The following is a 25,305-nucleotide window of genomic DNA, read 5'->3' on the forward strand; positions in this document are numbered from 1 at the left end:
ATTTTGCGCAACAAACCCATTTTAGATAATGCGAAAAAACAGGCTTTCCGGTACTCTACGCCCGTTTTGTCGTCCTGTAGAGAAATTATGATGTCCACCACGTTATTTAAAGATTTCACCTTCGAAGCCGCTCACCGCTTGCCACACGTCCCACAAGGACATAAATGTGGTCGCCTTCACGGGCACTCTTTTATGGTGCGCCTGGAAATTACCGGGGAAGTCGATCCGCATACGGGCTGGATTATCGATTTCGCTGAACTGAAAGCGGCATTTAAACCAACCTATGATCGCCTCGATCACTATTATCTCAATGATATTCCTGGCCTGGAAAACCCGACCAGCGAGGTTTTAGCAAAATGGATTTGGGATCAGGTTAAACCGGTTGTTCCGTTGTTAAGTGCGGTTATGGTGAAAGAAACCTGCACTGCAGGTTGCATCTATCGCGGCGAATGATAAGAGTGTGTCGGCGGTCAATTTCGCTTAAGTAACGCTATGTTAGGGTGTTGCGCTCTGGATATATGGGGCACGACATGGAAGACGACTGCGACATTATTATTATCGGTGCCGGCATTGCGGGCACCGCTTGTGCGTTACGCTGCGCGCGAGCGGGCTTATCCGTTCTGTTACTGGAACGCGCTGAAATCCCTGGCAGCAAAAATCTTTCCGGCGGACGGCTATATACCCATGCACTCGCGGAACTCCTCCCCCAATTTAACCTGACCGCACCCCTTGAGCGACGCATCACTCACGAAAGCCTTTCTCTGCTAACGCCGGATGGCGCAACGACATTTTCCAGCTTACAGCCTGGCGGTGAATCCTGGAGTGTCTTACGCGCTCGCTTCGATCCGTGGCTGGTTGCCGAAGCCGAAAAAGAAGGTGTCGAGTGCATCCCTGGCGCAACGGTGGATGCACTACATATAGAAAACGGCAGAGTATGTAGCGTTATTTGTGGTGACGATATTATCCGCGCTCGTTATGTGGTGCTGGCGGAAGGTGCCAATAGCGTACTGGCAGAACGTCATGGGTTAGTTACCCGCCCTGCTAGCGAAGCGATGGCGTTGGGAATCAAAGAAGTTCTGTCGCTTGAAAGATCCATTATCGAAGAACGTTTTCATCTGGAGAATAACGAAGGTGCGGCGCTATTGTTTAGCGGCGAAATCTGTGATGACTTGCCCGGCGGCGCCTTTCTTTATACCAATCAACAAACGCTTTCAGTTGGGATTGTTTGCCCGCTCTCTTCCCTTGCACAAAGCTGTGTTCCAGCAAGCGAGCTGTTAGCTCGTTTTAAAACACATCCGGCAGTGCGCCCGCTTATCAAAAACACGGAATCGCTTGAGTATGGCGCGCATCTGGTGCCAGAAGGTGGCCTGCACAGTATGCCGATGCAATACGCTGGTAACGGCTGGTTGCTGGTGGGCGATGCATTACGCAGTTGCGTCAATACTGGAATTTCAGTGCGCGGCATGGACATGGCGCTGACTGGTGCGCAGGCAGCAGCGCAAACGCTGATTAGCGCCTGCCAGCACCGCGAGCCGCAAAATCTTTTTCCGCTTTATCATCACAACGTAGAACGTAGCCTGCTGTGGGATGTTCTACAACGTTATCAGCATGTTCCGGCGCTTTTACACCGACCTGGCTGGTATCGGAAATGGCCAGCGTTAATGCAGGATATTTCCCGTGATTTATGGGATCAGGGTGATAAACCTGTTCCACCGCTGCGCCAGTTATTCTGGCGTCATTTACGTCGTCACGGATTGTGGCATCTGGCAGGCGATGTTATCAGGAGTCTGCGATGTCTGTAGCCCGTAATCTCTGGCGCGCGGCTGATGCGCCGCATATTGTTCCGTCTGATTCCGTTGAGCGCCAGACGGCAGAACGGTTGATTAACGCCTGCCCGGCAGGTCTTTTTTCGCTCACGCCGGAAGGTGATTTGCGCGTTGATTATCGTAACTGCCTGGAGTGCGGCACCTGCCGTTTGCTGTGCAATGAAAAAACACTACAACAGTGGCGCTATCCGCCTTCCGGATTCGGCATCACCTACCGCTTTGGATAAATAATAAGGATAATTTATGCCCCTCTTACACCTGCTCCGCCAGAATCCGGTGATTGCTGCCGTTAAAGATAATGCCAGTCTGCAACTGGCCATTGATTCTGAATGCCAGTTTATTTCCGTGTTGTACGGCAATATCTGCACCATCAGTCAAATCGTCAAAAAGATTAAAAACGCCGGGAAATATGCCTTTATTCATGTCGATTTGCTGGAAGGAGCGTCAAATAAAGAGGTCGTCATTCAGTTTCTGAAACTGGTGACCGAGGCGGACGGTATTATCAGTACCAAAGCCTCAATGCTGAAAGCGGCAAGAGCGGAAGGTTTTTTCTGTATTCATCGCCTGTTTATTGTCGATTCGATTTCGTTTCACAATATTGATAAGCAGGTTGCGCAATCGAACCCTGATTGCATTGAGATCCTGCCTGGCTGTATGCCCAAAGTACTGGGCTGGGTGACGGAGAAAATCCGCCAGCCGCTGATTGCAGGCGGACTGGTGTGCGATGAAGAAGATGCGCGCAATGCAATTGACGCCGGTGTGGTGGCGCTTTCGACCACCAATACCAGCGTCTGGACGTTAGCGAAAAAATTGCTTTAACGGGATTATCGTAACGGAATTTGTGTGGTTTATAGGCCACATCCGGCATTCGGCGCCTGATGCGACGCTAACGCGTCTTATCAGGCCTACGGGAACCACCAATGTAGGTCGGATAAGGCGTTTGCGCCGCATCCGACAAGCGATGCCTGATGCGACGCTAACGCGTCCTATCAGGCCTACAAGTCCCTGCCCCAGAACCGCATCCGGCAGTACGTTATTGGCATTCTGCGCGAATATTTGTCACCAGCGCCTCCAGTACCGCTTTCCAGTCATCTACCACGCCAACATCTGCCTGTGAAAATACCGCCGCGCTGGCGTCATGATTCACAGCCACCACAAACTGGCTATTACGCACGCCTGCCATTAACGCTGCCGCGCCGGACGCCCCGGCAACAATGCAAATCTCTGGCGCCAGCAAATGCCCGGAAATTCCAATCACTTTTTCCGCATCAAAACCACCGTTCATCACTCGCGCCCGACTGTAGCCCACTTCGGCGCCCAGCTTTTCAGCCAGCATAGCGATTTCATGGCTATCAGCCTCGCCACCCTGCCCCACCACCAACACCCGTCTGGCTTCTACTAATGGGTCACGGGTAGTATTTTTCAGGTTTTCGATGCTAACAAACCACTCTGGAAGTGCGCCGGGGACAATGTTTAGTTGCTGCATACCGGATGGCAGCATAGCGTTTTTCGCTGCTCCAGCCTGGCGCGCCAGAGAAAGACATAGCGGACGTTTTTCTGTTTGCAGCGTCGCCGTCAGCACATTTCCCCAGTGGGATTTGCGCACGCTTACGGTTGGAATATCTAACGAAGTTACCTGGCAGATACTGGCACCATGTACACGCCAGGCCAGCCGGGTAGCCAGTTCATCGCCAAACGCGCCCGACGGAAAGAGAACAACTTCCGCAGGCGTTCGCTGCCACTGTTCCACCAGCGCATCCAGCACTTGTTCCGCCACTACGGGCTGAGGTTCAATTCGCCAGTGCGTCAGTGTACAACCGCTGAAATCCTGTTCTGCCAGCCAGCCTGCCATTGCGGAATGATCCTGATTGATTGTCACGATGGCGATATTCATGGCTGCATCCTCTGGCACAAATAATCCCGCCACAGTATTTGTGCTTTTTCTTTAGCTGTTTGCCCATTAACCAGCGTCGCACCGCGCCGTTGCTCCGGTCTTTCCAGTTGCAGGCACTGTATCGCTGGCGCTTCTGCGACAAGAGTTTCGCGGGTAATCTCCGCTTTCCCCGCCGCCATACGCTGGCGCATCCCCGGTACAGGCAAGGCCACTTCGCCACACTGACGCACGGCAATCACCGCAGGTAAGCGGACACGGCAACAACGCAGCCCGTTTTCAGTACGCTGTTCGAAAGTGATAAACGGCGCGTCGAGAGTAAAACGCTCCACCTGCGTGAAACAGGGCCAGGCCAGTATTTCCGCCAGCAAAAACGGCGTTTGCCCGTTCTGACCTTCGCTGCTTTGGCAGCCGGTAATAATCAAATCCATCGGATTCAGGCGCTGCCATTCGGCAATATGGCGAGCGACAAATTCCGGGGCAAAACGCAGTATTGCCGTCGTCTCCAGTAATACAGCTTCCTCAAACCCAAGAGCAGTGAGATAGCGCAGCCAGTGCAACGCCCGTTCATCGCCCATGCTCAACGCGGTTAAAGTCATCGGCGTGCCACTTTTTCTCTGCGCCAACAGTAGCGCGGCAGCGGCCTGTTCATCAGCGCCGAGTAAACTTCGCAGCAACGAAACATCCGGCCCACTATGCCCCTGAGCCGCCGCCTGCCACTCTTTTTCCGCTAACATTCCGGCATCCGGTTCAGCTTTAAACGCTAACAGAATGTTCATTTGCACCTCCAACATTTCCCGCCGCCACCAGCGGGAGTGCTTTGGTTTCTGGCGCCCAAAGCCAGGTCACGATAAAACCAATCAATAACACTGCCGCCAGGAGCAATAAGGTGACCTGCATTCCCCACTGCGCCAGAATCCACGGCAGCAGGCCAGTACTTACCGCCGCGCCAAGTCGGCTCATGGCGGTGGCAAAACCAACGCCCAACGAGCGAATGTCAGTAGGAAAACTTTCCGCAGGCAAAATGCCCACCAGGTTACTGACTGCCGAAATGGTGGTACTGAAGAGGACAAAAAGCAGCAACGTTAGCGAACTGCCAGAAGGCAAACAGGCCATCACCATCAACGTAACCGCCAGCAGCAGAAAACTGCCAAGTAAAAATTTTCGATGTGCCAGCAGGTGGGTCAGGAATAAACCTAATATCGCGCCAACAATTAACAACGCATTGAGCATCAAGCTGGCAGTCAGCGCATCTTCCAGACCAATAGTCTGGGCGATAGTCGGCAGCCAGGTGTAAATCACAAACCACGGGATCACGAGGCAGACAAAGAACACGCTGTTAAACACCGTGCGTCGCCAGTAGCGCGAAGAGAACAAAGTTCTGATGTGTTTATGGGTCGCCGTTGCGACTTCATCGCCCAGTAAAACATGGGAACCAAAATAGCGATGTACGATAGCGTGAGCTTCTGCAAAACGTCCCTGACGCAGCAACCAGCGCGGCGATTCCGGCGTTCCCCAGCGTAAAAGCGTAATCAGCAAGGCTGGCAACGCCGCAGAAGCCAGCAGCCAGCGCCAGGCTTCCGGGCTTTCGCTAATAAAGTGATGTCCGGCAAGACTTGCCAGCACGTAGCCCACCGTCCATACCACGCTGAACGCCCCCAGCAAAATACCGCGATGGCGGCGCGGGGAAAATTCTGCCAGCAACGTGTGGCCTACTGAATAGTCGCCTCCCAGACCAATGCCGATCAAAATGCGCAGCCCAATAAGATGCTCTGGCGTAGTGGCAAAATATTGTAAAAACGAAGCGAGCGTAATCAGCAAGAAGCTGAAAGTGAATATTTTTTGCCGGCCAATATGGTCGGAGATCCAGCCCAGAACCAGGCTGCCGATAAACAGGCCAAGCAGCGCCGAGCCGCCGATCATTCCCGCCATAAACGGCGTCAGTTGCATGACAGGCGTAAGCTGAATGATGGCGTAACCAATGACGCCAAGAACATAACCGTCGGTCAGGTGCGCGCCGAAAGTGAGCGCAGCAATTCGACAGTGAAAACGGTTAAGTGGTAAATCATCCATTCGCACCGGTGAAGTGTTCATCTTTACCCCTTCATTGTCCGGTAATAAGAACGGCTTCCCGGTTGAGAAGCCGAAAAGGCAACGACCCGTCATCGCGGGACGCTGCCTGGAATATTATTTTTCAATCGGATAGATAGTACCCGTGTTCATAATGCCGTTAGGATCGAACTGCTTTTTCAGTCCTTCCAGCAATGCCCACGCGCTGCCGTGTTCCAGTTTGCTCCAGTGAACGCGATGTTTACCGATACCGTGGTGGTGCACCATCGAACCACCGAGGCGAATGGTTTCTTCGCAGATAATTTTGTTGAGCGGATTATGGTACTTGTCGATTTCCTCTTCCGGCTTACAGTCAACAACGTTGTAGTCGTAAACGAAGTACATGTTGGTGCCGTTCTGGTAGCTGTGAGAGGAGTGACCGCCCAGCATGGTGATGTCGTCGGCGTGTGGGAACTCGGTACGAATACGGTTGATGACGCTTTCGTAAATTTCGTGAATGCAGCTCCAGCAGCCGGACACTTCGGTGGTAAAGCCCATGTTGCCAGTTTTGAGGATCTGCACACGTTCGGCAGCCACTTTATCCGGTCCCCAGTTCAGGTGATTAAACCAGGTTTCGATCAGCTTGCTGTCCACGCGCCGGCATTGCGGGTAGCGGGCAACGATTTCCGCAATCCCTTCGCCTGTGGCCTGTGCGATGCGCGGATTGCCTTCAGCCATAAAGATCAGCACACATTTTCCGTCGGCAAAATGCGTGAAGTGCTGCGTACCATCTTCAGCGTCATACAAACGAGCAATCGACGGGCGATACCCTTCCACCATGATTTCGCGCAGGATGTCGAAGCCGGTTTTCATGTCTTCCAGGATATAGCCGTAGAAGAGGTTGTTTTCTGGCGTGAATTTGAAGATTTTCACTGTCACTTCAGTGATATAGCACAGTGCGCCTTCGTTGCCGATGATGATGTGACGAATGTCCGGGCCAGCCGCGCGGCGTGGCACGTTTTTAATGCGTGTCACGGTGCCATCTGCCAGTACCGCTTCCAGACCAACGACCATATCCTCAATAGCGCCGTAGAGTGTGGAGAACTGTCCGATACTGCGAGTCGCCACCAGGCCGCCCATCTGTGCCAGCGGTTTTGACTGCGGAGAATGCCCCGTGGTGTAGCCTTTTTCACGCAACGCGTTTTCCAGCACTTCCAGCGGAACGCCACATTGCGCCGTCGCCTGCATATTCTCAATATCAATATTAATGATTTGATTCATGGCGGAGCCATCGAGCACCACCGAGTTTTCCACTACGGTTTCCAGTCCACCTTCGGTGGCGGAAGCGCCGGTACGCGGCACACCGTTAATTTTGTGCGCATTCATAAAATTCAGCACACGGGATACTTGTTCTGTGGAACCGAGTTTTACGACCGCTGCCGGAATAGGCAAAGTATAAATACCATGAATATCCGGAAATTTACGAAAACGGTCAATGCTGTTTTTCTTTAATACAGTTTCATCGGTAATAACGCGATCTGCACCAACAATTTCCTTTAGCTGGTCGACAATCGCTGCGCGAGATAAAGACATAATAATTCCTTCCTGATAATAAAAATGGAATAGTCATTAATAAAAAAACAGAAACCACCGTTATGGATTAGCGCACTAAATAACCGCCATCAACAACCAGCAAATGACCATTAATATAGTTTGAAGCCGGACTTGCGAGGAATATTGCTGCCCCCATTAAATCCTGAGTATCACCCCAACGGTTTGCCGGAATATGGTCAAGAACACGCTGATTAGTTTCTGGATTACTGCGTGTCGCCAGCGTAATATCTGTTGCATAATAGCCAGGGGCAATACCATTTACCTGAATATTATATTGACCTAGTTCATCACAATAAGCTTTGGTGAATCCGGCAAGGGCGTGTTTAGTGGCAGAATATGCTGGAGACCATTGCCCGCCCAGGTAAGAAAACAATGAACAGATATTAATGATTTTACCGCTTTTTTGCGGGATCATAATTTTTGCCGCTTCGTAACTCAGCTCAAAAGCGGCTGTCAGGTTCACATCAATCATCGGGACCCAGTCAGCACGACCGAAGTCCAGCACCTTATTCAGCTTACAAATACCTGCGTTATTGACCAGAATATCGACGGTGCCAAAACGCTCACAACAGGCGGCGATGATCTTCTGTGGCGCGCCTTCTGCGGTGATATCCACCTGCATAAAATCAACTTCAACGCCCTGTTTTTCAATAATTTCCTTCGTTTCGCCATTATCTTTGACGAAGCTTGGAATAAAGATATTTGCACCTGCTTTTGCCAGTGCCATCGCAAATGCCTGGCCTAACCCGCTATTCCCGCCGGTAACAATTGCCGTTTTACCTTTCAGGGAGAAAAAATCCATTGAGAACGCATTGAGAGATTCGATTGACATAGTTAGCTCCAATTTCCGTAAGGCAAAAAAAAAGAAAGGTAACTTCCCCCGCGAGAGGGAAGTTACCTTTCTCATTATCTCTGGTAACTGGGAATAATTTTTAGCATAAGGACATAATCGCTTATGTGATCATAATCACAGTGTGCTATTTGTATTGTCAAATGTTTTTAAAAAGTAGAATCGTGATTACTCTCACACAACACCTCTGCTTTCCATGTTATTTCTTATCGCAATTACTAGAGACCTGAGAAAAGTAATCCTCCTGAAAGGGCGGCTTACTTTTCTCTTTTTTTTGTCTATTACAAATGGGAATACGATATGCAACACAACTCATATCGCCGTTGGATAACCCTCGCGATAATCAGTTTTAGCGGCGGCGTTAGTTTCGATCTGGCTTATTTACGTTATATTTACCAAATTCCCATGGCAAAATTTATGGGATTCAGCAATACCGAGATAGGTTTAATAATGAGTACCTTTGGTATTGCGGCTATTATTCTTTATGCCCCCAGCGGCGTTATTGCCGATAAATTTTCACACCGCAAAATGATTACTTCCGCGATGATCATTACCGGATTATTAGGCCTGATAATGGCAACATATCCACCATTATGGGTAATGCTTTGTATCCAGGTCGCGTTTGCGATAACGACGATTTTAATGCTGTGGTCGGTATCGATAAAAGCCGCCTCATTGCTTGGCGATCATAGCGAGCAAGGGAAGATCATGGGCTGGATGGAAGGGCTGCGCGGCGTCGGCGTAATGTCGCTGGCGGTGTTTACCATGTGGGTCTTTTCCCGCTTCGCACCGGATGACAGTGCCAGCCTGAAAACGGTCATTATCATCTACAGTGTGGTTTACATTCTGCTGGGCATCTTGTGCTGGTTTTTTGTTAGTGATAACAATAGCCTGCGTAGTACCAATAACGAAGAAAAACAGTCATTCCAGCTTAGCGACATCCTGGCCGTTTTGCGCATCAGCACAACCTGGTATTGCAGCATGGTGATTTTTGGCGTCTTCACCATCTACGCCATTCTGAGTTACTCCACCAACTATCTGACCGAAATGTACGGCATGTCGCTGGTGGCGGCGAGCTACATGGGGATTGTGATCAACAAAATCTTCCGCGCGCTGTGCGGTCCGCTTGGCGGCATTATCACCACCTACAGCAAAGTGAAATCTCCTACCCGCGTGATCCAAATCCTTTCCGTAATCGGTTTACTGGCGCTGACTGCCCTGCTCGTCACCAACTCTAACCCGCAATCGGTCGCGATGGGGATTGGCCTGATTTTACTGCTGGGATTCACCTGCTACGCCTCACGTGGGTTGTACTGGGCCTGCCCCGGCGAAGCGAGAACGCCGTCTTACATTATGGGCACCACGGTAGGAATTTGTTCAGTGATTGGATTCCTGCCGGATGTCTTCGTTTACCCAATTATCGGCCACTGGCAAGACACTCTGCCCGCAGCAGAAGCCTACCGCAACATGTGGCTGATGGGCATGGCGGCGCTTGGCATGGTGATCGTCTTTACCTTTTTGCTGTTCCAAAAAATTCGTACTGCTGATAGCGCCCCCGCAATGGCTAACAGCAAGTAAGCCAGAAAAATTACAGGAGAAAAATCATGTCGAAAAAATACATCATAGGGATTGATGGCGGAAGTCAGAGCACAAAAGTGGTGATGTACGATCTGGAAGGTAACGTGGTTTGCGAAGGCAAAGGCTTATTACAGCCGATGCACACGCCGGATGCCGATACCGCAGAACATCCTGACGATGATTTATGGGCATCATTATGTTTTGCCGGTCACGATTTGATGAGCCAGTTTGCCGGAAATAAAGAAGATATTGTTGGCATTGGTCTGGGATCAATCCGTTGCTGCCGTGCGTTATTGAAAGCCGATGGTACGCCAGCCGCGCCGTTGATTAGCTGGCAGGATGCACGCGTAACGCGTCCCTACGAACACACTAATCCTGACGTGGCGTATGTCACCTCTTTTTCGGGCTACCTGACGCACCGTTTAACGGGCGAGTTTAAAGACAATATCGCTAACTATTTTGGTCAGTGGCCAGTGGATTATAAAACCTGGGCATGGGGCGAAGATGCCGCAGTGATGGAGAAGTTTAATATCCCTCGCCAAATGCTGTTTGATGTGCAAATGCCGGGCACCGTGCTTGGGCATATAACACCACAAGCTGCACTGGCGACACATTTCCCGGCCGGGCTGCCGGTGGTGTGTACCACCAGTGATAAACCGGTAGAAGCACTAGGTGCCGGGTTACTGGACGATGAAACGGCAGTGATTTCATTAGGCACCTACATTGCGTTGATGATGAACGGCAAAGTACTGCCGAAAGATCCGGTAGCGTACTGGCCGATTATGTCTTCTATTCCGCAAACGTTGCTGTATGAAGGTTACGGTATTCGCAAAGGTATGTGGACGGTGAGCTGGCTACGCGACATGTTGGGCGAGTCGTTAATTCAGGATGCCAAAGCGCAGAATCTGTCGCCGGAGGATTTGCTCAACAAAAAGGCGTCTTGCGTACCACCGGGTTGTAACGGACTGATGACGGTGCTGGACTGGCTGACCAACCCGTGGGAACCGTATAAACGCGGGATTATGATCGGCTTTGATTCCAGCATGGACTACGCATGGATATATCGTTCGATTCTGGAAAGCGTGGCGCTGACGCTGAAGAATAATTACGACAATATGTGTAATGAAATGAATCAATTTGCCAAACATGTGATCATTACTGGCGGCGGTTCGAACAGCGATCTGTTTATGCAAATTTTTGCCGACGTGTTCAACCTTCCGGCACGGCGTAACGCCATTAACGGCTGTGCAAGTTTGGGAGCAGCAATCAATACGGCGGTAGGTCTGGGTCTGTATCCGGATTACGCAACGGCAGTCGACAAAATGGTTCGCGTGAAAGATATCTTTATGCCTGTTGAGTGCAATGCCAAACGCTACGACGCGATGAATAAAGGCATTTTCAAAGACCTAACCAAACACACTGATGTGATTTTGAAAAAATCGTATGAAGTTATGCATGGTGAGCTGGGGAGTGCGGATTCGATCCAGAGCTGGTCGAATGCGTAAGTAAGGAAGACCGGGCGGGAAACTGCCCGGGCTGAACCCTACTGAAAGGTTTATCCCCGCTGACGCGGGGAACATAAGTTCGGCAACTTAAAAAATGAGAACAAGTCCGGTTTATCCCTGTTTTTACAAGGAATATTAACTGCAATCGATATCCTTAGAATAAAGAACAACGCGAATCGTACTTTATCAATTCTCACTTAAAGTATGAACTGGATATCTTTATCCATAAGAACTATTCATCAATAGTGCATAAAATGGGTTATGCAAAATCACTAATTAACCTCAAAAAACAACCGCAAATTATACTGATTCATTACTTAATCAATGAACAATAAGTTCAAAAATCAAACTCTTCTTTACTTTTATTCTGAAAAACTAATTAATAGCCAGATATATTGCTGAAAATGAAACAAGATAGTAGAAGGTTTTAATGGTTTAAGTAATTATACAAATGCCACTTTAATTAAAATTGAGTTTTTTGTGTTGATAAGTGTGAAATCCTCGGGGGTAGAGAGTTATTTTGAACTACCTAGATATGTTATTTATTGCTGATACAGGGAACGAAAAATAATATGGGAAATAGAGGACGGGTGATACGGTTTATCCCCGCTGGCGCGGGGAACTCTTCACACATCCCGGCGCGATTGTGCTCGACCCCGGTTTATCCCCGCTGACGCGGGGAACTCTCTAAACATAACCTATTATTAATTAATGATTTTTTAAGCCAGTCACAATCTACCAACTTTACAGGATCACACAAACAACACATCTACTATGTTAAAGAGCACTTAATCCATTGACTGAAAAGTTAAATATTTAAAATAAATCTATAAAAACTAAAATCTGCCAAACTTCACCGCAATAATTTTCACTCCAGCGAAAAATTAACGCCACAGAATTTGTAGAGAATGGCAATGATTAGTCCAGGATGGGCAAAATGGAGGTTTTTCAGAGGCGACAAAGAATATAAATGAGTGGAATTCTTTTACAGGTTCCACCCATTTATAACGCTTATAAATGTTTAGTCAGGCAATATTCAAATATTTATGCGTTTGCATCGACAAACGCCAGTTCCGCGCAATGCAGGTATCGATACATAAACGCGTGGCATCTTCTTTCTGACTAATCGGCTGAAGGGCAATGACTCGCGGTTTATCATCGGTCAGCGTCGCCAACAATTCATCCAGTGCTTCAATATCCCGTACGCGTCCAACCGGATGTTTAATTTCATTAGCTCGTTCCAGCGCCTGAGACAACACTTCATAGCCGCCGCGCATGTTCAGCTTTGGCGACACGGTAACCCAGGTATTCGGTGTGCAACGCACCTCATGAGTGCCGCTGGTTTCGATCTGGCAGCTAAAACCGTTCTTTTCTAGCAGGTCAGTCAATGGCAGCAAATCATGAATGCAAGGTTCACCACCAGTAATCACCACGTGACGCGCGGTATACCCCTGACGACTTATGACCGCTAACAAATCTTCGCTGCTCGCAGCCCCCCACTTATCACTCTCTTTGGTTTTCGCCAAAATGCTAAAAAGAGAAACTTCCCGATCCTCAAGTTTTTCCCATGTGTGTTTGGTATCACACCAGGCACAGCCGACCGGGCATCCCTGTAAACGAATAAAAATGGCGGGGACGCCGGTAAAGTAACCCTCACCTTGCAGGGTCTGGAACATCTCGTTAATCGGGTACTGCATAGCATTCTCTGTAAAGTGGATAATTGTTAATTATTGCAGATTTCCCCCGCCCGGTCATGCGCAGCGGCTGTGCTATAAATGGACGTAAAAAAACCCGCCGAAGCGGGTTTTTTATTAAGATGCTAAGTCAGACTTATGCCTGGCCTTTGATCTCTTTACGACCGTTGTACGGTGCTTTTTCGCCCAGAGCTTCTTCAATACGAATCAGCTGGTTGTATTTAGCAACACGGTCAGAACGGCTCATAGAACCGGTTTTGATCTGGCCTGCAGCAGTACCAACAGCCAGGTCAGCGATGGTAGCGTCTTCAGTTTCACCAGAACGGTGAGAGATAACTGCAGTGTAGCCAGCGTCTTTCGCCATCTTGATTGCAGCCAGAGTTTCGGTCAGAGAACCGATCTGGTTGAATTTGATCAGGATGGAGTTAGCGATGCCTTTTTCGATACCTTCTTTCAGGATCTTGGTGTTGGTTACGAACAGGTCGTCACCAACCAGCTGGATTTTGTCGCCCAGAACTTTGGTCTGGTATGCGAAACCGTCCCAGTCAGATTCGTCCAGACCGTCTTCGATAGAAACGATCGGGTACTGTTTGGTCAGTTCTTCCAGGAAGTGAGTAAATTCTTCAGAGGTGAACGCTTTGTTGCCTTCGCCAGCCAGAACGTATTTACCGTCTTTGTAGAATTCAGAAGCTGCGCAGTCCATCGCCAGAGTGATGTCTTTGCCCAGTTCATAACCAGCAGCTTTAACAGCTTCAGCGATAACAGCCAGAGCTTCAGCGTTGGAACCCAGGTTCGGCGCATAGCCACCTTCGTCACCAACAGCAGTGTTCATGCCTTTCGCTTTCAGAACTTTTGCCAGGTGATGGAAAACTTCAGAACCCATGCGGATGGCTTCTTTCACAGTTTTCGCGCCAACCGGCTGAATCATGAATTCCTGGATATCAACGTTGTTGTCAGCGTGCTCACCACCGTTGATGATGTTCATCATCGGAACCGGCATAGAGTATTTGCCCGGAGTGCCGTTCAGTTCAGCGATGTGCTCGTACAGCGGCATACCTTTAGCAGCTGCAGCAGCTTTGGCGTTAGCCAGAGATACAGCCAGGATTGCGTTCGCGCCGAATTTGGATTTGTTTTCAGTGCCGTCCAGGTCGATCATGATCTTGTCAATGCCAGCCTGATCTTTGGCATCTTTGCCAATCAGCGCCTGAGCGATCGGGCCGTTTACCGCAGCAACAGCTTTGGTTACGCCTTTGCCCAGGAAACGGGATTTGTCGCCATCGCGCAGTTCCAGTGCTTCACGGGAACCAGTAGAAGCACCTGACGGAGCAGCTGCCATACCGACGAAACCACCCTCCAGGTGTACTTCGGCTTCAACAGTCGGGTTACCACGGGAGTCGATGATTTCACGACCGATGATTTTTACGATTTTGGACATTAGGGTTTCCTCAAGTCACTAGTTAAACTAAAACTCCAGACAAACAACGCGTACCCTGGGTACGCGTTGCCGTTCTAACTTTTTTACTTACTTCGCCTGACGTTTCTGGAACTCGCTGGCGGCTTTCACAAAGCCGGCAAACAGCGGGTGACCATCACGTGGAGTAGAAGTAAACTCCGGATGGAACTGACAAGCCACGAACCACGGGTGATTCGGAACTTCGATGATCTCGACCAACTGATCATCCCCGGAACGGCCCGCAACGCGCAGACCTGCATCTTCAATCTGTTTCAACAGCATGTTGTTGACTTCGTAACGGTGACGATGACGCTCAACAATTGTCGGCGCATTGTACAGCTGGCGAACCAGGCTATCGTCAACCAACTGGCACTGCTGTGCGCCGAGACGCATGGTGCCACCGAGATCGCTCTTCTCGCTACGAACTTCAACGTTGCCGTTTTCATCACGCCACTCGGTAATCAGCGCCACAACCGGGTACTTACAGTCTGGCACAAATTCCGTAGAGTTGGCGTTCTCCATGTTGGCAACATGTCGAGCGTAATCAATTAACGCCACCTGCATACCCAGGCAAATGCCCAGATAAGGAATATTGTTCTCACGCGCAAAGCGTGCGGTAGTAATCATGCCTTCTACGCCACGATAGCCGAAACCGCCAGGTACGAGGATCGCGTCCAGACCTTTAAGGATTTCAACACCGCGCGTTTCAACATCTTGTGAATCGATCAGTTTGATGTTGACGCTGACACGATTCTTCAGCCCACCGTGTTTCAGTGCTTCAATCACGGATTTGTAAGCGTCCGGCAGTTCGATGTACTTACCGACCATACCGATGGTGACTTCACTCACCGGATTCGCTTCTTCAAAGATAACCTGTTCCCATTCGGACAGATCCGCTTCCGGGCAGTTCAAGCTGAATCGTTTACAAATATAATCGTCCAGCCCCTGAGATTTCAACAGGCCCGGAATTTTATAGATGGAATCGACGTCTTTCAGAGAAATAACCGCTTTTTCCGGAACATTACAGAACAATGCAATCTTCGCACGTTCGTTTGCCGGTACGGCGCGATCTGAACGACAAATCAGGATATCAGGCTGGATACCGATAGAGAGCAGCTCTTTTACAGAGTGCTGAGTCGGTTTAGTTTTGACTTCACCAGACGCTGCCATGTACGGCACCAGCGTCAGGTGCATAAACAGAGTATGTTCGCGGCCAATTTCAACAGCCAACTGGCGAATCGCTTCGAGGAACGGCAGAGATTCAATATCACCTACAGTACCGCCGATTTCGACCAGAACCACGTCGTGGCCTTCGCCACCGGCAAGAACGCGTTCTTTGATAGCGTTAGTAATGTGCGGGATAACCTGTACGGTTGCGCCGAGATAGTCGCCACGGCGTTCTTTACGCAGAACGTCAGAGTAGATACGACCCGTGGTGAAGTTGTTACGGCGGCTCATTTTGGTACGAATGAAACGCTCGTAGTGCCCCAGGTCCAGGTCGGTTTCAGCGCCGTCTTCAGTAACGAACACTTCCCCGTGTTGGATTGGGCTCATAGTACCTGGATCGACGTTGATGTACGGATCCAGTTTCATGATGGTCACATTGAGGCCACGGGCTTCAAGAATGGCTGCGAGGGAGGCTGCGGCAATGCCTTTACCCAGAGAGGATACGACCCCGCCGGTCACAAAAATATAGTTCGTTGTCATGCTGAACCTGAGAAGTTAGGTTGAAAAGACGATGGAATAACCAGGACGGGAAAGCAGTATACCCGAACATGACCTGTGCCACAAACTTTCATTATCCCTCCTCTTCGCCAGCGCACTATTGAAATCAGGAGTGAGAAAATAGCCCCTTTGGGGTAAATGTTTTTGACGCAAATCAATCGCTTGTCATTTAAAAAATGACACAAATCGCGCTTGACCGCGTAATTCCCTTAGAGATCAATTTCCTGCCGTTTTACCTGTTGCCAGACTTCTTCCATTGTTTCGAGGTCAACACCTGTCATTTCCAGTCCACGCGCGGCAACAATACGCTCCACTTCGCGAAAACGACGCTCGAATTTTTCGTTTGCTTTTTGCAATGCAATTTCCGCTTTTGTCCCTAAATGGCGAGCCAGGTTGACCGTAGCAAACAGCAGGTCACCCATTTCTTCCTCCAGTTTAGCCTGGTCGACAACAGCCTGCCGCGCCTCGTACATCACCTCGTCGATCTCTTCGTAGACTTTATCGACCACGGGGCCAAGTGTTGTCCAGTCGAAGCCAACGTTGGCGCAGCGTTTCTGGATTTTTTGCGCACGCATTAAGGCCGGTAAACTACGAGGAATATCGTCCAGCGCCGAATGCTGCGCTTTCTGTGCGCGTTCTTCAGTTTTTATTTGCTCCCAACGGGCAAGCACTTCACTGCTGTTTTCGGCAGAACTGTCGGCAAAAACATGTGGATGGCGACGCTCTAATTTATCGCTAATCGCAGCGCAAATATCATTAAAGTCAAAGCGCCCTTCTTCCTGGGCCATTTGCGCGTAAAACACCACCTGGAACAGCAGATCGCCGAGTTCACCACGCAGATCGTCAAAATCTTCGCGGGCAATGGCATCCAGCACTTCGTAGGTTTCTTCAAGGGTATAAGGTGCAATAGAGGCGAATGTCTGCTCTTTATCCCACGGGCAGCCGTTATCCGGGTCGCGAAGACGCTGCATAATAGTGAGCAAACGGTCGATTTGATTCATTGGAATGTCCTGAAAATTGCGGGTCTGTCAGGTGTAATACCTTCGAGTAAAAGATATCGCTGGATACGGCTGACGCCATATCCAGCTATGTAAGATTAATTCCCGTGCAACCGACGCGCGTCGATAACGTCCGGCACCTGATTGAGCTTACCCAGCACGCGCCCCAGCACCTGCAGGTTATAAATCTCAATGGTCATGTCGATGGTCGCCAGTTGCTGTTTGGTATCGCTACGGCTGGCAACGCCCAGTACGTTCACCTTCTCGTTGGCGAGAATGGTGGTGATATCACGCAACAGACCGCTACGATCGTTCGCCGTTACGCGAACCACCAGCGAATACCCAGCGGAGTAGCTTTCGCCCCATACCGCGTCAACAATGCGTTCCGGCGCATGAGAGCGCAGTTCCGCCAGTTGTTCGCAATCGGCGCGGTGTACTGAAATACCACGTCCCTGGGTAATAAAGCCGACAATCTCATCCCCAGGAATCGGCTGGCAGCAGCGCGCGATGTGGTGCATCAGGTTGCCGACACCTTCTACCACCACGCGACCGTTATCTTTACTGCGGTTTTGCGGCGTATAGCTTTTTTGCTGAAGCTGCTTCAGCGCGGCGGCGTCCTGCTCTTCGGCACTCGGCTTATTAAATTGCGATTGCAGGAAGTTCACCATCTGATTGAGACGGATATCCCCGCCGCCAATCGCCGCCAGCAACTCATCAACATCATTGAAGTTGTAACGCGGCAGCAGGTGTTTTTCTGCTTCTTTCAGGCTGATCCCCAGATGTTCCAGCTCGTCGTCAAGGATTTGCCGCCCAGCCAGAATGTTTTTGTCACGATCCTGTTTACGGAACCAGGCGTGAATTTTCGAACGCCCACGGCTGGTTGTGACGTAACCGAGGTTTGGGTTTAACCAGTCACGGCTGGGGTTCGGCTGTTTCTGGGTGATAATTTCGATCTGGTCGCCCATCTGCAACTGGTAGGTGAACGGCACGATGCGCCCGCCAATTTTTGCCCCGATGCAGCGGTGTCCGACATCACTGTGGATGTGGTAAGCGAAGTCCAGCGGCGTTGATCCCGCAGGTAAATCAACCACATCACCTTTCGGCGTAAAGACGTACACCCGGTCGTCAAAGACCTGGCTGCGTACTTCGTCGAGCATTTCGCCGGAATCGGCCATCTCTTCCTGCCACGCAATCAGTTTACGCAGCCAGGCAATCCGGTCTTCATGTCCCGAACGTGCGCCGCCAGTAGCCGCGCCTTCTTTGTATTTCCAGTGCGCAGCAACGCCCAGTTCTGCATCTTCATGCATCTGTTTGGTGCGGATTTGGATCTCAACGGTTTTACCGCCCGGCCCCAGCACCACGGTGTGAATAGACTGATAACCGTTCGGTTTCGGGTTCGCGACGTAATCGTCGAACTCATCCGGCAGATGGCGATAGTGAGTGTGCACTATCCCCAACGCGGCGTAGCAGTCCTGTAAACGCTCGGCGACAATACGTACTGCACGCACATCAAACAGCTCATCAAAGGCGAGATTCTTTTTCTGCATTTTGCGCCAGATGCTGTAGATGTGTTTCGGACGACCATACACTTCAGCTTTAACGCCTTCAGCTTTCATCTCAGCGCGCAGATGACCGACAAACTCTTCGATGTAGTGTTCGCGGTCGAGGCGGCGTTCATGCAGCAGTTTTGCAATGCGTTTGTATTCGGTCGGGTGGAGATAACGGAAGCAGTAATCTTCCAGCTCCCATTTCAGTTGCCCGATCCCGAGACGGTTCGCCAGCGGCGCGTAGATATTGGTGCACTCTTTTGCCGCCAGTACGCGTTCATCTTCCGGCGCGTCTTTTACTTCGCGCAGATGAGCAATACGCTCTGCCAGTTTGATGACCACGCAGCGAAAATCATCGACCATCGCCAATAACATCCGGCGAACGTTATCGACCTGTTCAGAGGAAACAGAATCGGTGTGCGTCGCTTTCAGCTGGCGGATCGCCGCCATATCACGCACACCGTGAATGAGATTCACGACCGACTTACCGACGCTCTCACGCAGCACATCTTCGCTGACTACGTTGGCATCCGCCAGAGGGAACAGCAGCGCCGCCCGCAGCGTGTCAATGTCCATACTTAATGTCGAGAGGATCTCCACCATCTCAACACCACGCCACAATAGCAGACTGGCATCCGGATGCCCCTGCGTCTGCTGCAGACAATACGCCCAGGTTTCGGCTAAGCACTCACACGACTTCTGGCTGGTAATACCCAGACTTGCGATCCATTTTTGCGGATCAAATTCACCAGCCTTATTGATATGTGCACTTCTTACCGCAACCATCGTCCTCTCCTTTAGGGACCAGACCTGCCGAAATCAGCAAATCGTAACTATTTTACGCGCGAGAAAAGTACCATCGATTCCAGATGTCCCGTGTGTGGGAACATATCCAGCATCGCCAGCCGCGCAATGGTATATCCTGCTTTTAATAACGCTTCGCTATCCCGAGCCAGCGTTGCAGGGTTACAGGATACATAAACTATACGAATGGGTTCCAGTTTTATAATTTGTTGCATAACACCTGCGGCACCTGCTCGCGCTGGGTCCAGCAACACTTTATCGAAGCCGCTTTTCGCCCACGGCTGCTTTGTGACATCTTCTTCAAGATTTTCGTGATAAAACGTCACATTTTGTAAGCCATTAAGGCGCGCATTCTGCTGGCCTTTTTCCACCAGTGCCGGAACACCTTCTACGCCCACCACGTTTGCCGCACGAGTGGCTAACGGCAGCGTAAAATTGCCCATGCCGCAGAACAGATCCAGCACGCGCTCGTCAGGTTGCACATCCAGCCACTCCAGCGCGCGCGCCACCATTTTCTGATTCACGCCCGCGTTGACCTGAATAAAATCGCGCGGGCTAAAAGTTAAGCGCAACCCGTTTGAGTCATACCAGGGCATCTCACCAGAGACCGTTTCGAGTATCTCACTATCGGGGGCGAGATACAGATCCAGGCCTTCAGAATGCGAAAAGCGTTCCAGTTTTTCGCGATCAGCCGAACTTAGCGGTGCGGTATGGCGCAAAATTATCAGCGTGCCGCTGGTTGCCTGCACCAGTTCAACATGCCCAAGGTGGCGCATTCCCTGTAAGCTCGTCAGACATGCTCTGACTTTGGGCAGCAATGCTTCAAGTTGGGGCACTAAAACAGGGCATTGTTTAACATCGACAATGTCACTGGAACCCGCTTTGCGAAATCCCATCTGGAGTTGTTGTGTTTTAGGTTGATAGTTCAGACTTAAACGCGCACGACGCCGATAGCCCCAGGGGACGTCGGCGATCACTTCAGAGACGTCGTGTTTCATTAACCGGGCGAGCGCCGCACTTTTGCTTCGCTGCTGTAAATCCACGCTGGCGTGTTGTTGCTGACAGCCACCGCATACGCCAAAATGAGGGCAGCGTGGCGTTTCGCGTTCCGGACTGTCGCTTAACCGCCGTACGACTTTAGCACGGGCATACTGTTTTTTATCTTCAGTAACAGTCACTTCCGCGTTTTCCTGCGGCAATAATCCGGGGATAAATAACGTTTTGCCGTTATGTCGCGCCACGCCCTGACCAAAAGAGTCGAGGTCGTTGACTGAAACGGTTATGATCTGACGCGTCGTCGTGCGTCGTTTTGCAGAGTAGAATTGCGCCATTGGCGAGACTTTCTCAATTTAACAGTGTGACCTTAATTGTCCCATAACGGAACTCCATGACCAACTACAGCCTGCGCGCACGCATGATGATTCTGATCCTGGCACCGACCGTCCTTATTGGTTTATTGCTGAGTATCTTTTTCGTCGTACACCGCTATAACGACTTGCAGCGTCAACTGGAAGATGCCGGTGCCAGCATTATTGAGCCACTTGCCGTTTCTACCGAATATGGCATGAGCCTGCAAAATCGCGAATCTATCGGTCAGTTAATAAGCGTACTGCATCGTCGCCATTCCGATATTGTTCGCGCGATTTCGGTTTATGATGAAAATAACCGACTCTTTGTCACCTCCAATTTTCATCTTGATCCTTCATCAATGCAGCTCGGCAGCAACGTGCCGTTTCCTCGCCAGCTCACTGTCACACGTGACGGCGACATTATGATTCTGCGCACACCGATTATTTCTGAGAGTTATTCCCCCGACGAATCGCCCAGTAGTGATGCCAAAAATAGCCAGAATATGTTGGGATATATTGCGCTTGAGCTGGATCTTAAATCGGTTCGCTTGCAGCAATATAAAGAGATCTTTATTTCCAGTGTGATGATGCTGTTTTGTATCGGTATTGCGCTTATTTTTGGCTGGCGCTTAATGCGCGATGTAACCGGTCCAATTCGTAACATGGTGAATACCGTCGACCGCATCCGTCGTGGGCAACTCGACAGCCGGGTGGAAGGATTTATGCTCGGCGAGCTGGATATGCTGAAAAACGGTATCAACTCGATGGCAATGTCGCTGGCAGCTTATCACGAAGAGATGCAGCACAATATCGACCAGGCGACGTCCGATCTGCGGGAAACGCTAGAGCAAATGGAAATTCAGAACGTTGAGTTGGATTTGGCGAAAAAGCGCGCCCAGGAAGCGGCACGTATTAAATCCGAGTTTCTGGCGAATATGTCACATGAGCTGCGTACACCGCTGAATGGTGTTATTGGCTTTACCCGCCTGACGCTGAAAACAGAATTAACGCCAACACAGCGCGATCACCTGAATACCATTGAACGTTCGGCAAATAATTTGCTGGCAATTATTAATGATGTTCTCGACTTCTCGAAACTGGAAGCGGGCAAGCTGATTCTGGAAAGTATTCCGTTCCCATTGCGTAGCACGCTGGATGAAGTCGTTACCCTGCTGGCACATTCTTCTCACGATAAAGGGCTGGAATTAACGCTCAATATTAAAAGCGACGTGCCCGATAACGTTATTGGTGACCCACTGCGTTTACAACAAATCATCACTAACCTGGTGGGGAATGCGATTAAATTCACCGAGAATGGCAACATTGATATTCTGGTAGAAAAACGTGCGCTAAGTAATACCAAAGTGCAGATTGAAGTGCAGATTCGTGATACCGGTATTGGTATTCCTGAACGCGATCAATCGCGCTTATTCCAGGCCTTCCGACAGGCTGATGCCAGTATTTCCCGCCGTCATGGTGGCACCGGGCTGGGGCTGGTGATCACACAGAAACTGGTTAATGAAATGGGCGGCGATATTTCGTTCCATAGCCAGCCGAATCGCGGTTCTACCTTCTGGTTCCACATTAATCTCGATCTGAACCCGAATATTATTATCGAAGGGCCATCTACCCAGTGCCTCGCCGGTAAGCGTCTTGCCTATGTCGAACCGAACTCCGCAGCAGCACAATGTACGCTGGATATTTTAAGTGAAACGCCGCTGGAAGTGGTTTATAGCCCAACGTTCTCCGCGCTGCCTCCCGCGCATTACGACATGATGTTGTTAGGGATTGCAGTGACCTTCCGCGAGCCGCTGACGATACAACATGAGCGGTTGGCGCAAGCGGTGTCAATGACCGATTTCCTGATGCTGGCGCTTCCTTGTCATGCACAGGTCAATGCCGAAAAACTCAAGCAAGATGGTATCGGCGCGTGTCTACTGAAACCGTTAACGCCTACGCGCCTGTTGCCAGCACTGACGGAATTTTGTCATCACAAACAAAACACACTTTTGCCTGTTACCGATGAAAGTAAGCTGGCAATGACAGTCATGGCGGTTGATGACAACCCCGCTAACCTGAAACTTATCGGCGCGTTGCTGGAAGATATGGTGCAACATGTGGAGCTTTGCGATAGCGGGCATCAGGCCGTTGAACGAGCAAAACAGATGCCGTTCGATTTAATCTTAATGGATATTCAAATGCCGGACATGGACGGCATTCGGGCGTGCGAACTCATCCACCAGCTCCCACATCAGCAGCAAACGCCGGTTATCGCGGTAACGGCACATGCGATGGCAGGGCAAAAAGAGAAACTGCTTGGCGCGGGGATGAGCGATTATCTGGCAAAACCGATTGAAGAAGAGCGATTGCATAATTTGCTGTTGCGCTACAAACCTGGCAGCGGTATTTCCTCTCGCGTCGTAACACCAGAAGTGAACGAAATTGTGGTGAACCAGAATGCAACCCTCGACTGGCAACTGGCACTACGCCAGGCAGCAGGAAAAACCGATTTAGCGCGCGATATGCTGCAAATGTTGCTCGATTTCCTGCCAGAAGTTCGCAACAAAGTTGAGGAACAACTGGTTGGAGAAAACCCGGAAGGTCTGGTTGATTTAATTCATAAACTGCATGGCAGTTGCGGCTATAGCGGTGTGCCGCGTATGAAGAATCTCTGCCAGCTGATTGAACAACAGCTACGCAGCGGTACTAAAGAAGAAGATTTGGAGCCAGAGCTTCTGGAATTGCTGGACGAGATGGATAATGTGGCGCGAGAAGCCAGCAAAATTCTTGGGTAATAAATATTTTATCGAGTAAAAACCGGCTTCTTATGAAGTCGGTTTTTGATTGAGGGCAAAGTGCCTGTGTTTATGCCGGATGCGGCGTTAACGCCTTATCCGGCCTACAAAACCAATTAAATTCAATGAATTAAAAAATCATGTAGGCTTGATAAGCGCAGCGCATCAAGCAATTTTTGCGTTTGACATCAGTCTCAAACCGGCTCCAGACAGAGCCGGTTTTGGTTTTCTGTCTTAACGCACCATGCACGGACGCTTGTTATCGAACGTCCAGCCAGGAATCAGGTACTGCATTCCCATCGCATCATCACGCGCGCCAAGCCCGTGTTTCTGATACAGCTCATGGGCTTTCATCACTTGATCCATATCGATTTCTACACCCAACCCCGGTTTTTCTGGCACCTGAACCAGACCGCCTTTGATCTCGAACGGTTCTTTGGTCAGGCGCTGATTGCCTTCCTGCCAGATCCAGTGTGTATCAATCGCGGTGATTTTACCCGGTGCAGCAGCGGCAACATGGGTAAACATCGCCAGGGAAATATCGAAGTGGTTGTTAGAGTGTGACCCCCAGGTCAGGCCAAATTCATGGCACATTTGCGCCACACGCACTGAACCTTGCATCGTCCAGAAATGCGGGTCAGCCAGCGGGATATCAACGGATTGTAACGAGAGCGTATGGCCCATCTGCCGCCAGTCGGTGGCTATCATATTGGTTGCAGTCGGCAGGCCAGTTGCGCGACGGAACTCTGCCATCACTTCACGCCCGGAGAAACCTTGCTCCGCACCACACGGATCTTCTGCATAAGCCAGAGAACCTTTCAGGTATTTACCAATTTTAATCGCTTCGTTCAGCGACCAGGCACCGTTAGGATCGAGCGTAATACGCGCCTGCGGGAAGCGTTTCGCCAGCGCCACAATAGACTCGGCTTCTTCTTCTCCGGCCAGTACACCGCCCTTCAGTTTGAAATCGTTGAAGCCATATTTTTCATATGCCGCTTCCGCCAGGCGCACCACCGCATCCGGCGTCATCGCTTCTTCGTGACGCAGGCGATACCAGTCACATTTATCATCCGGCTGGCTTTGATACGGCAGCGGTGTGGCTTTGCGATTACCGACGAAGAACAGATAACCGAGCATTTCGACTTCGCTACGCTGTTGACCATCGCCCAGCAACGACGCCACGTTTACCCCCAGATGCTGCCCCAGCAGATCCAGCATTGCCGCTTCAATTCCAGTCACCACATGAATCGTGGTACGCAGGTCAAAAGTCTGCAAACCACGCCCGCCAGCATCACGATCGGCAAACGTGTTACGCACCAGCGTCAGAACGTTTTTGTACTCGCCCAGCGTTTTACCCACCACCAGCGGAATCGCATCTTCCAGCGTTTTACGGATTTTCTCGCCGCCGGGAATTTCCCCTACGCCAGTGTGACCAGAATTATCTTTGATAATCACAATATTACGCGTGAAGAACGGTGCGTGTGCACCACTCAGATTCATCAGCATGCTGTCATGACCCGCCACCGGGATGACCTGCATTTCAGTAACAACAGGCGTCGTAAATTGAGAACTCATGTTTATGTCCTTATTCAGAATCAATGACGGCCGAAAACGGGACGTTTACGGT

General features: G+C 50.3%; 19 protein-coding genes. 7 read left to right on the forward strand and 12 right to left on the reverse strand.

What is annotated here, in order from left to right:
• The first annotated feature begins 87 nt into the window (after positions 1-87).
• From queD to RGV86_RS07750, 4 genes are all read left to right on the forward strand, one after another.
• Entirely contained in the window at positions 88-453 is a 366-nt protein-coding gene (gene queD / locus RGV86_RS07735; protein WP_016159619.1) for a 6-carboxytetrahydropterin synthase QueD, read from the forward strand.
• A gap of 77 nt (positions 454-530) precedes the next feature.
• Positions 531-1,802 carry an FAD-dependent oxidoreductase gene (locus tag RGV86_RS07740; protein WP_309508392.1) on the forward strand — a complete coding sequence of 424 codons (1,272 nt, stop codon included), beginning with the start codon at positions 531-533 and terminating at the stop codon, positions 1,800-1,802.
• Complete coding sequence (locus RGV86_RS07745; RefSeq protein WP_000109515.1) at positions 1,793-2,053, forward strand: ferredoxin family protein; 261 nt, start codon at positions 1,793-1,795, stop codon at positions 2,051-2,053. The genes RGV86_RS07740 and RGV86_RS07745 overlap by 10 nt, the downstream gene beginning before the upstream one ends.
• Positions 2,054-2,069: 16 nt before the next feature.
• Entirely contained in the window at positions 2,070-2,645 is a 576-nt protein-coding gene (locus RGV86_RS07750) for a glycerol-3-phosphate responsive antiterminator (protein WP_001130277.1), read from the forward strand.
• 214 nt (positions 2,646-2,859) lie between these two features.
• On the opposite strand, the gene RGV86_RS07755 is transcribed toward RGV86_RS07750, so the two are convergent.
• From RGV86_RS07755 to RGV86_RS07775, 5 genes are all read right to left on the reverse strand, one after another.
• The gene (locus RGV86_RS07755; RefSeq protein ID WP_309508391.1) at positions 2,860-3,720 is read right to left on the reverse strand and encodes an electron transfer flavoprotein subunit alpha/FixB family protein; all 861 of its coding nucleotides are present in this window, start codon (positions 3,718-3,720) and stop codon (positions 2,860-2,862) included.
• Positions 3,717-4,496, reverse strand: a complete 780-nt coding sequence (locus RGV86_RS07760; protein ID WP_085461095.1) for an adenine nucleotide alpha hydrolase family protein — start codon at positions 4,494-4,496, stop codon at positions 3,717-3,719. Before RGV86_RS07760 ends, RGV86_RS07755 begins: the two co-directional genes overlap by 4 nt.
• The gene (locus tag RGV86_RS07765) at positions 4,474-5,811 is read right to left on the reverse strand and encodes an MFS transporter (RefSeq protein ID WP_001098115.1); all 1,338 of its coding nucleotides are present in this window, start codon (positions 5,809-5,811) and stop codon (positions 4,474-4,476) included. The genes RGV86_RS07760 and RGV86_RS07765 overlap by 23 nt, the downstream gene beginning before the upstream one ends.
• A gap of 93 nt (positions 5,812-5,904) precedes the next feature.
• On the reverse strand, positions 5,905-7,359 hold the full coding sequence (locus RGV86_RS07770) for an FAD-binding oxidoreductase (RefSeq protein ID WP_085461096.1): 1,455 nt from the start codon (positions 7,357-7,359) through the stop codon (positions 5,905-5,907).
• 67 nt (positions 7,360-7,426) lie between these two features.
• Entirely contained in the window at positions 7,427-8,212 is a 786-nt protein-coding gene (locus RGV86_RS07775; protein WP_309508390.1) for an SDR family oxidoreductase, read from the reverse strand.
• A 318-nt stretch (positions 8,213-8,530) separates the two neighbouring features.
• Between RGV86_RS07775 and RGV86_RS07780 the strand changes: the two genes are divergently transcribed.
• Together RGV86_RS07780 and RGV86_RS07785 are read left to right on the forward strand one after the other, a co-directional pair.
• Entirely contained in the window at positions 8,531-9,808 is a 1,278-nt protein-coding gene (locus RGV86_RS07780) for an MFS transporter (RefSeq protein ID WP_001164539.1), read from the forward strand.
• Between the two features lie 26 nt (positions 9,809-9,834).
• On the forward strand, positions 9,835-11,313 hold the full coding sequence (locus tag RGV86_RS07785) for an FGGY-family carbohydrate kinase (protein WP_085461099.1): 1,479 nt from the start codon (positions 9,835-9,837) through the stop codon (positions 11,311-11,313).
• A gap of 1,025 nt (positions 11,314-12,338) precedes the next feature.
• Here the strand turns inward: RGV86_RS07785 and queE are convergent.
• The 6 genes from queE to rlmD form a co-directional block, all read right to left on the reverse strand.
• Positions 12,339-13,010, reverse strand: a complete 672-nt coding sequence (queE, locus tag RGV86_RS07790) for a 7-carboxy-7-deazaguanine synthase QueE (RefSeq protein WP_001199980.1) — start codon at positions 13,008-13,010, stop codon at positions 12,339-12,341.
• Between the two features lie 133 nt (positions 13,011-13,143).
• Complete coding sequence (gene eno, locus RGV86_RS07795; RefSeq protein ID WP_000036723.1) at positions 13,144-14,442, reverse strand: phosphopyruvate hydratase; 1,299 nt, start codon at positions 14,440-14,442, stop codon at positions 13,144-13,146.
• A gap of 87 nt (positions 14,443-14,529) precedes the next feature.
• Complete coding sequence (gene pyrG / locus RGV86_RS07800) at positions 14,530-16,167, reverse strand: glutamine hydrolyzing CTP synthase (protein WP_000210857.1); 1,638 nt, start codon at positions 16,165-16,167, stop codon at positions 14,530-14,532.
• A gap of 227 nt (positions 16,168-16,394) precedes the next feature.
• Positions 16,395-17,186 carry a nucleoside triphosphate pyrophosphohydrolase gene (gene mazG / locus RGV86_RS07805; protein WP_001071625.1) on the reverse strand — a complete coding sequence of 264 codons (792 nt, stop codon included), beginning with the start codon at positions 17,184-17,186 and terminating at the stop codon, positions 16,395-16,397.
• Between the two features lie 95 nt (positions 17,187-17,281).
• Positions 17,282-19,516 (reverse strand): GTP diphosphokinase, encoded by a 2,235-nt coding sequence (relA, locus tag RGV86_RS07810; RefSeq protein WP_085461100.1) that lies wholly within the window; start codon positions 19,514-19,516, stop codon positions 17,282-17,284.
• Positions 19,517-19,563: 47 nt separating this feature from the next.
• Positions 19,564-20,865, reverse strand: a complete 1,302-nt coding sequence (rlmD, locus tag RGV86_RS07815) for a 23S rRNA (uracil(1939)-C(5))-methyltransferase RlmD (protein ID WP_085461101.1) — start codon at positions 20,863-20,865, stop codon at positions 19,564-19,566.
• Positions 20,866-20,921: 56 nt separating this feature from the next.
• On the opposite strand from rlmD, the gene barA reads away from it, so the two are divergent.
• Positions 20,922-23,678 carry a two-component sensor histidine kinase BarA gene (gene barA / locus RGV86_RS07820; protein WP_000186436.1) on the forward strand — a complete coding sequence of 919 codons (2,757 nt, stop codon included), beginning with the start codon at positions 20,922-20,924 and terminating at the stop codon, positions 23,676-23,678.
• A gap of 234 nt (positions 23,679-23,912) precedes the next feature.
• On the opposite strand, the gene gudD is transcribed toward barA, so the two are convergent.
• Positions 23,913-25,253 carry a glucarate dehydratase gene (gudD, locus tag RGV86_RS07825; RefSeq protein ID WP_000098242.1) on the reverse strand — a complete coding sequence of 447 codons (1,341 nt, stop codon included), beginning with the start codon at positions 25,251-25,253 and terminating at the stop codon, positions 23,913-23,915.
• Positions 25,254-25,305: the final 52 nt, after the last annotated feature.

This window comes from Escherichia ruysiae (assembly GCF_031323975.1).
Lineage (GTDB): Bacteria > Pseudomonadota > Gammaproteobacteria > Enterobacterales > Enterobacteriaceae > Escherichia > Escherichia ruysiae.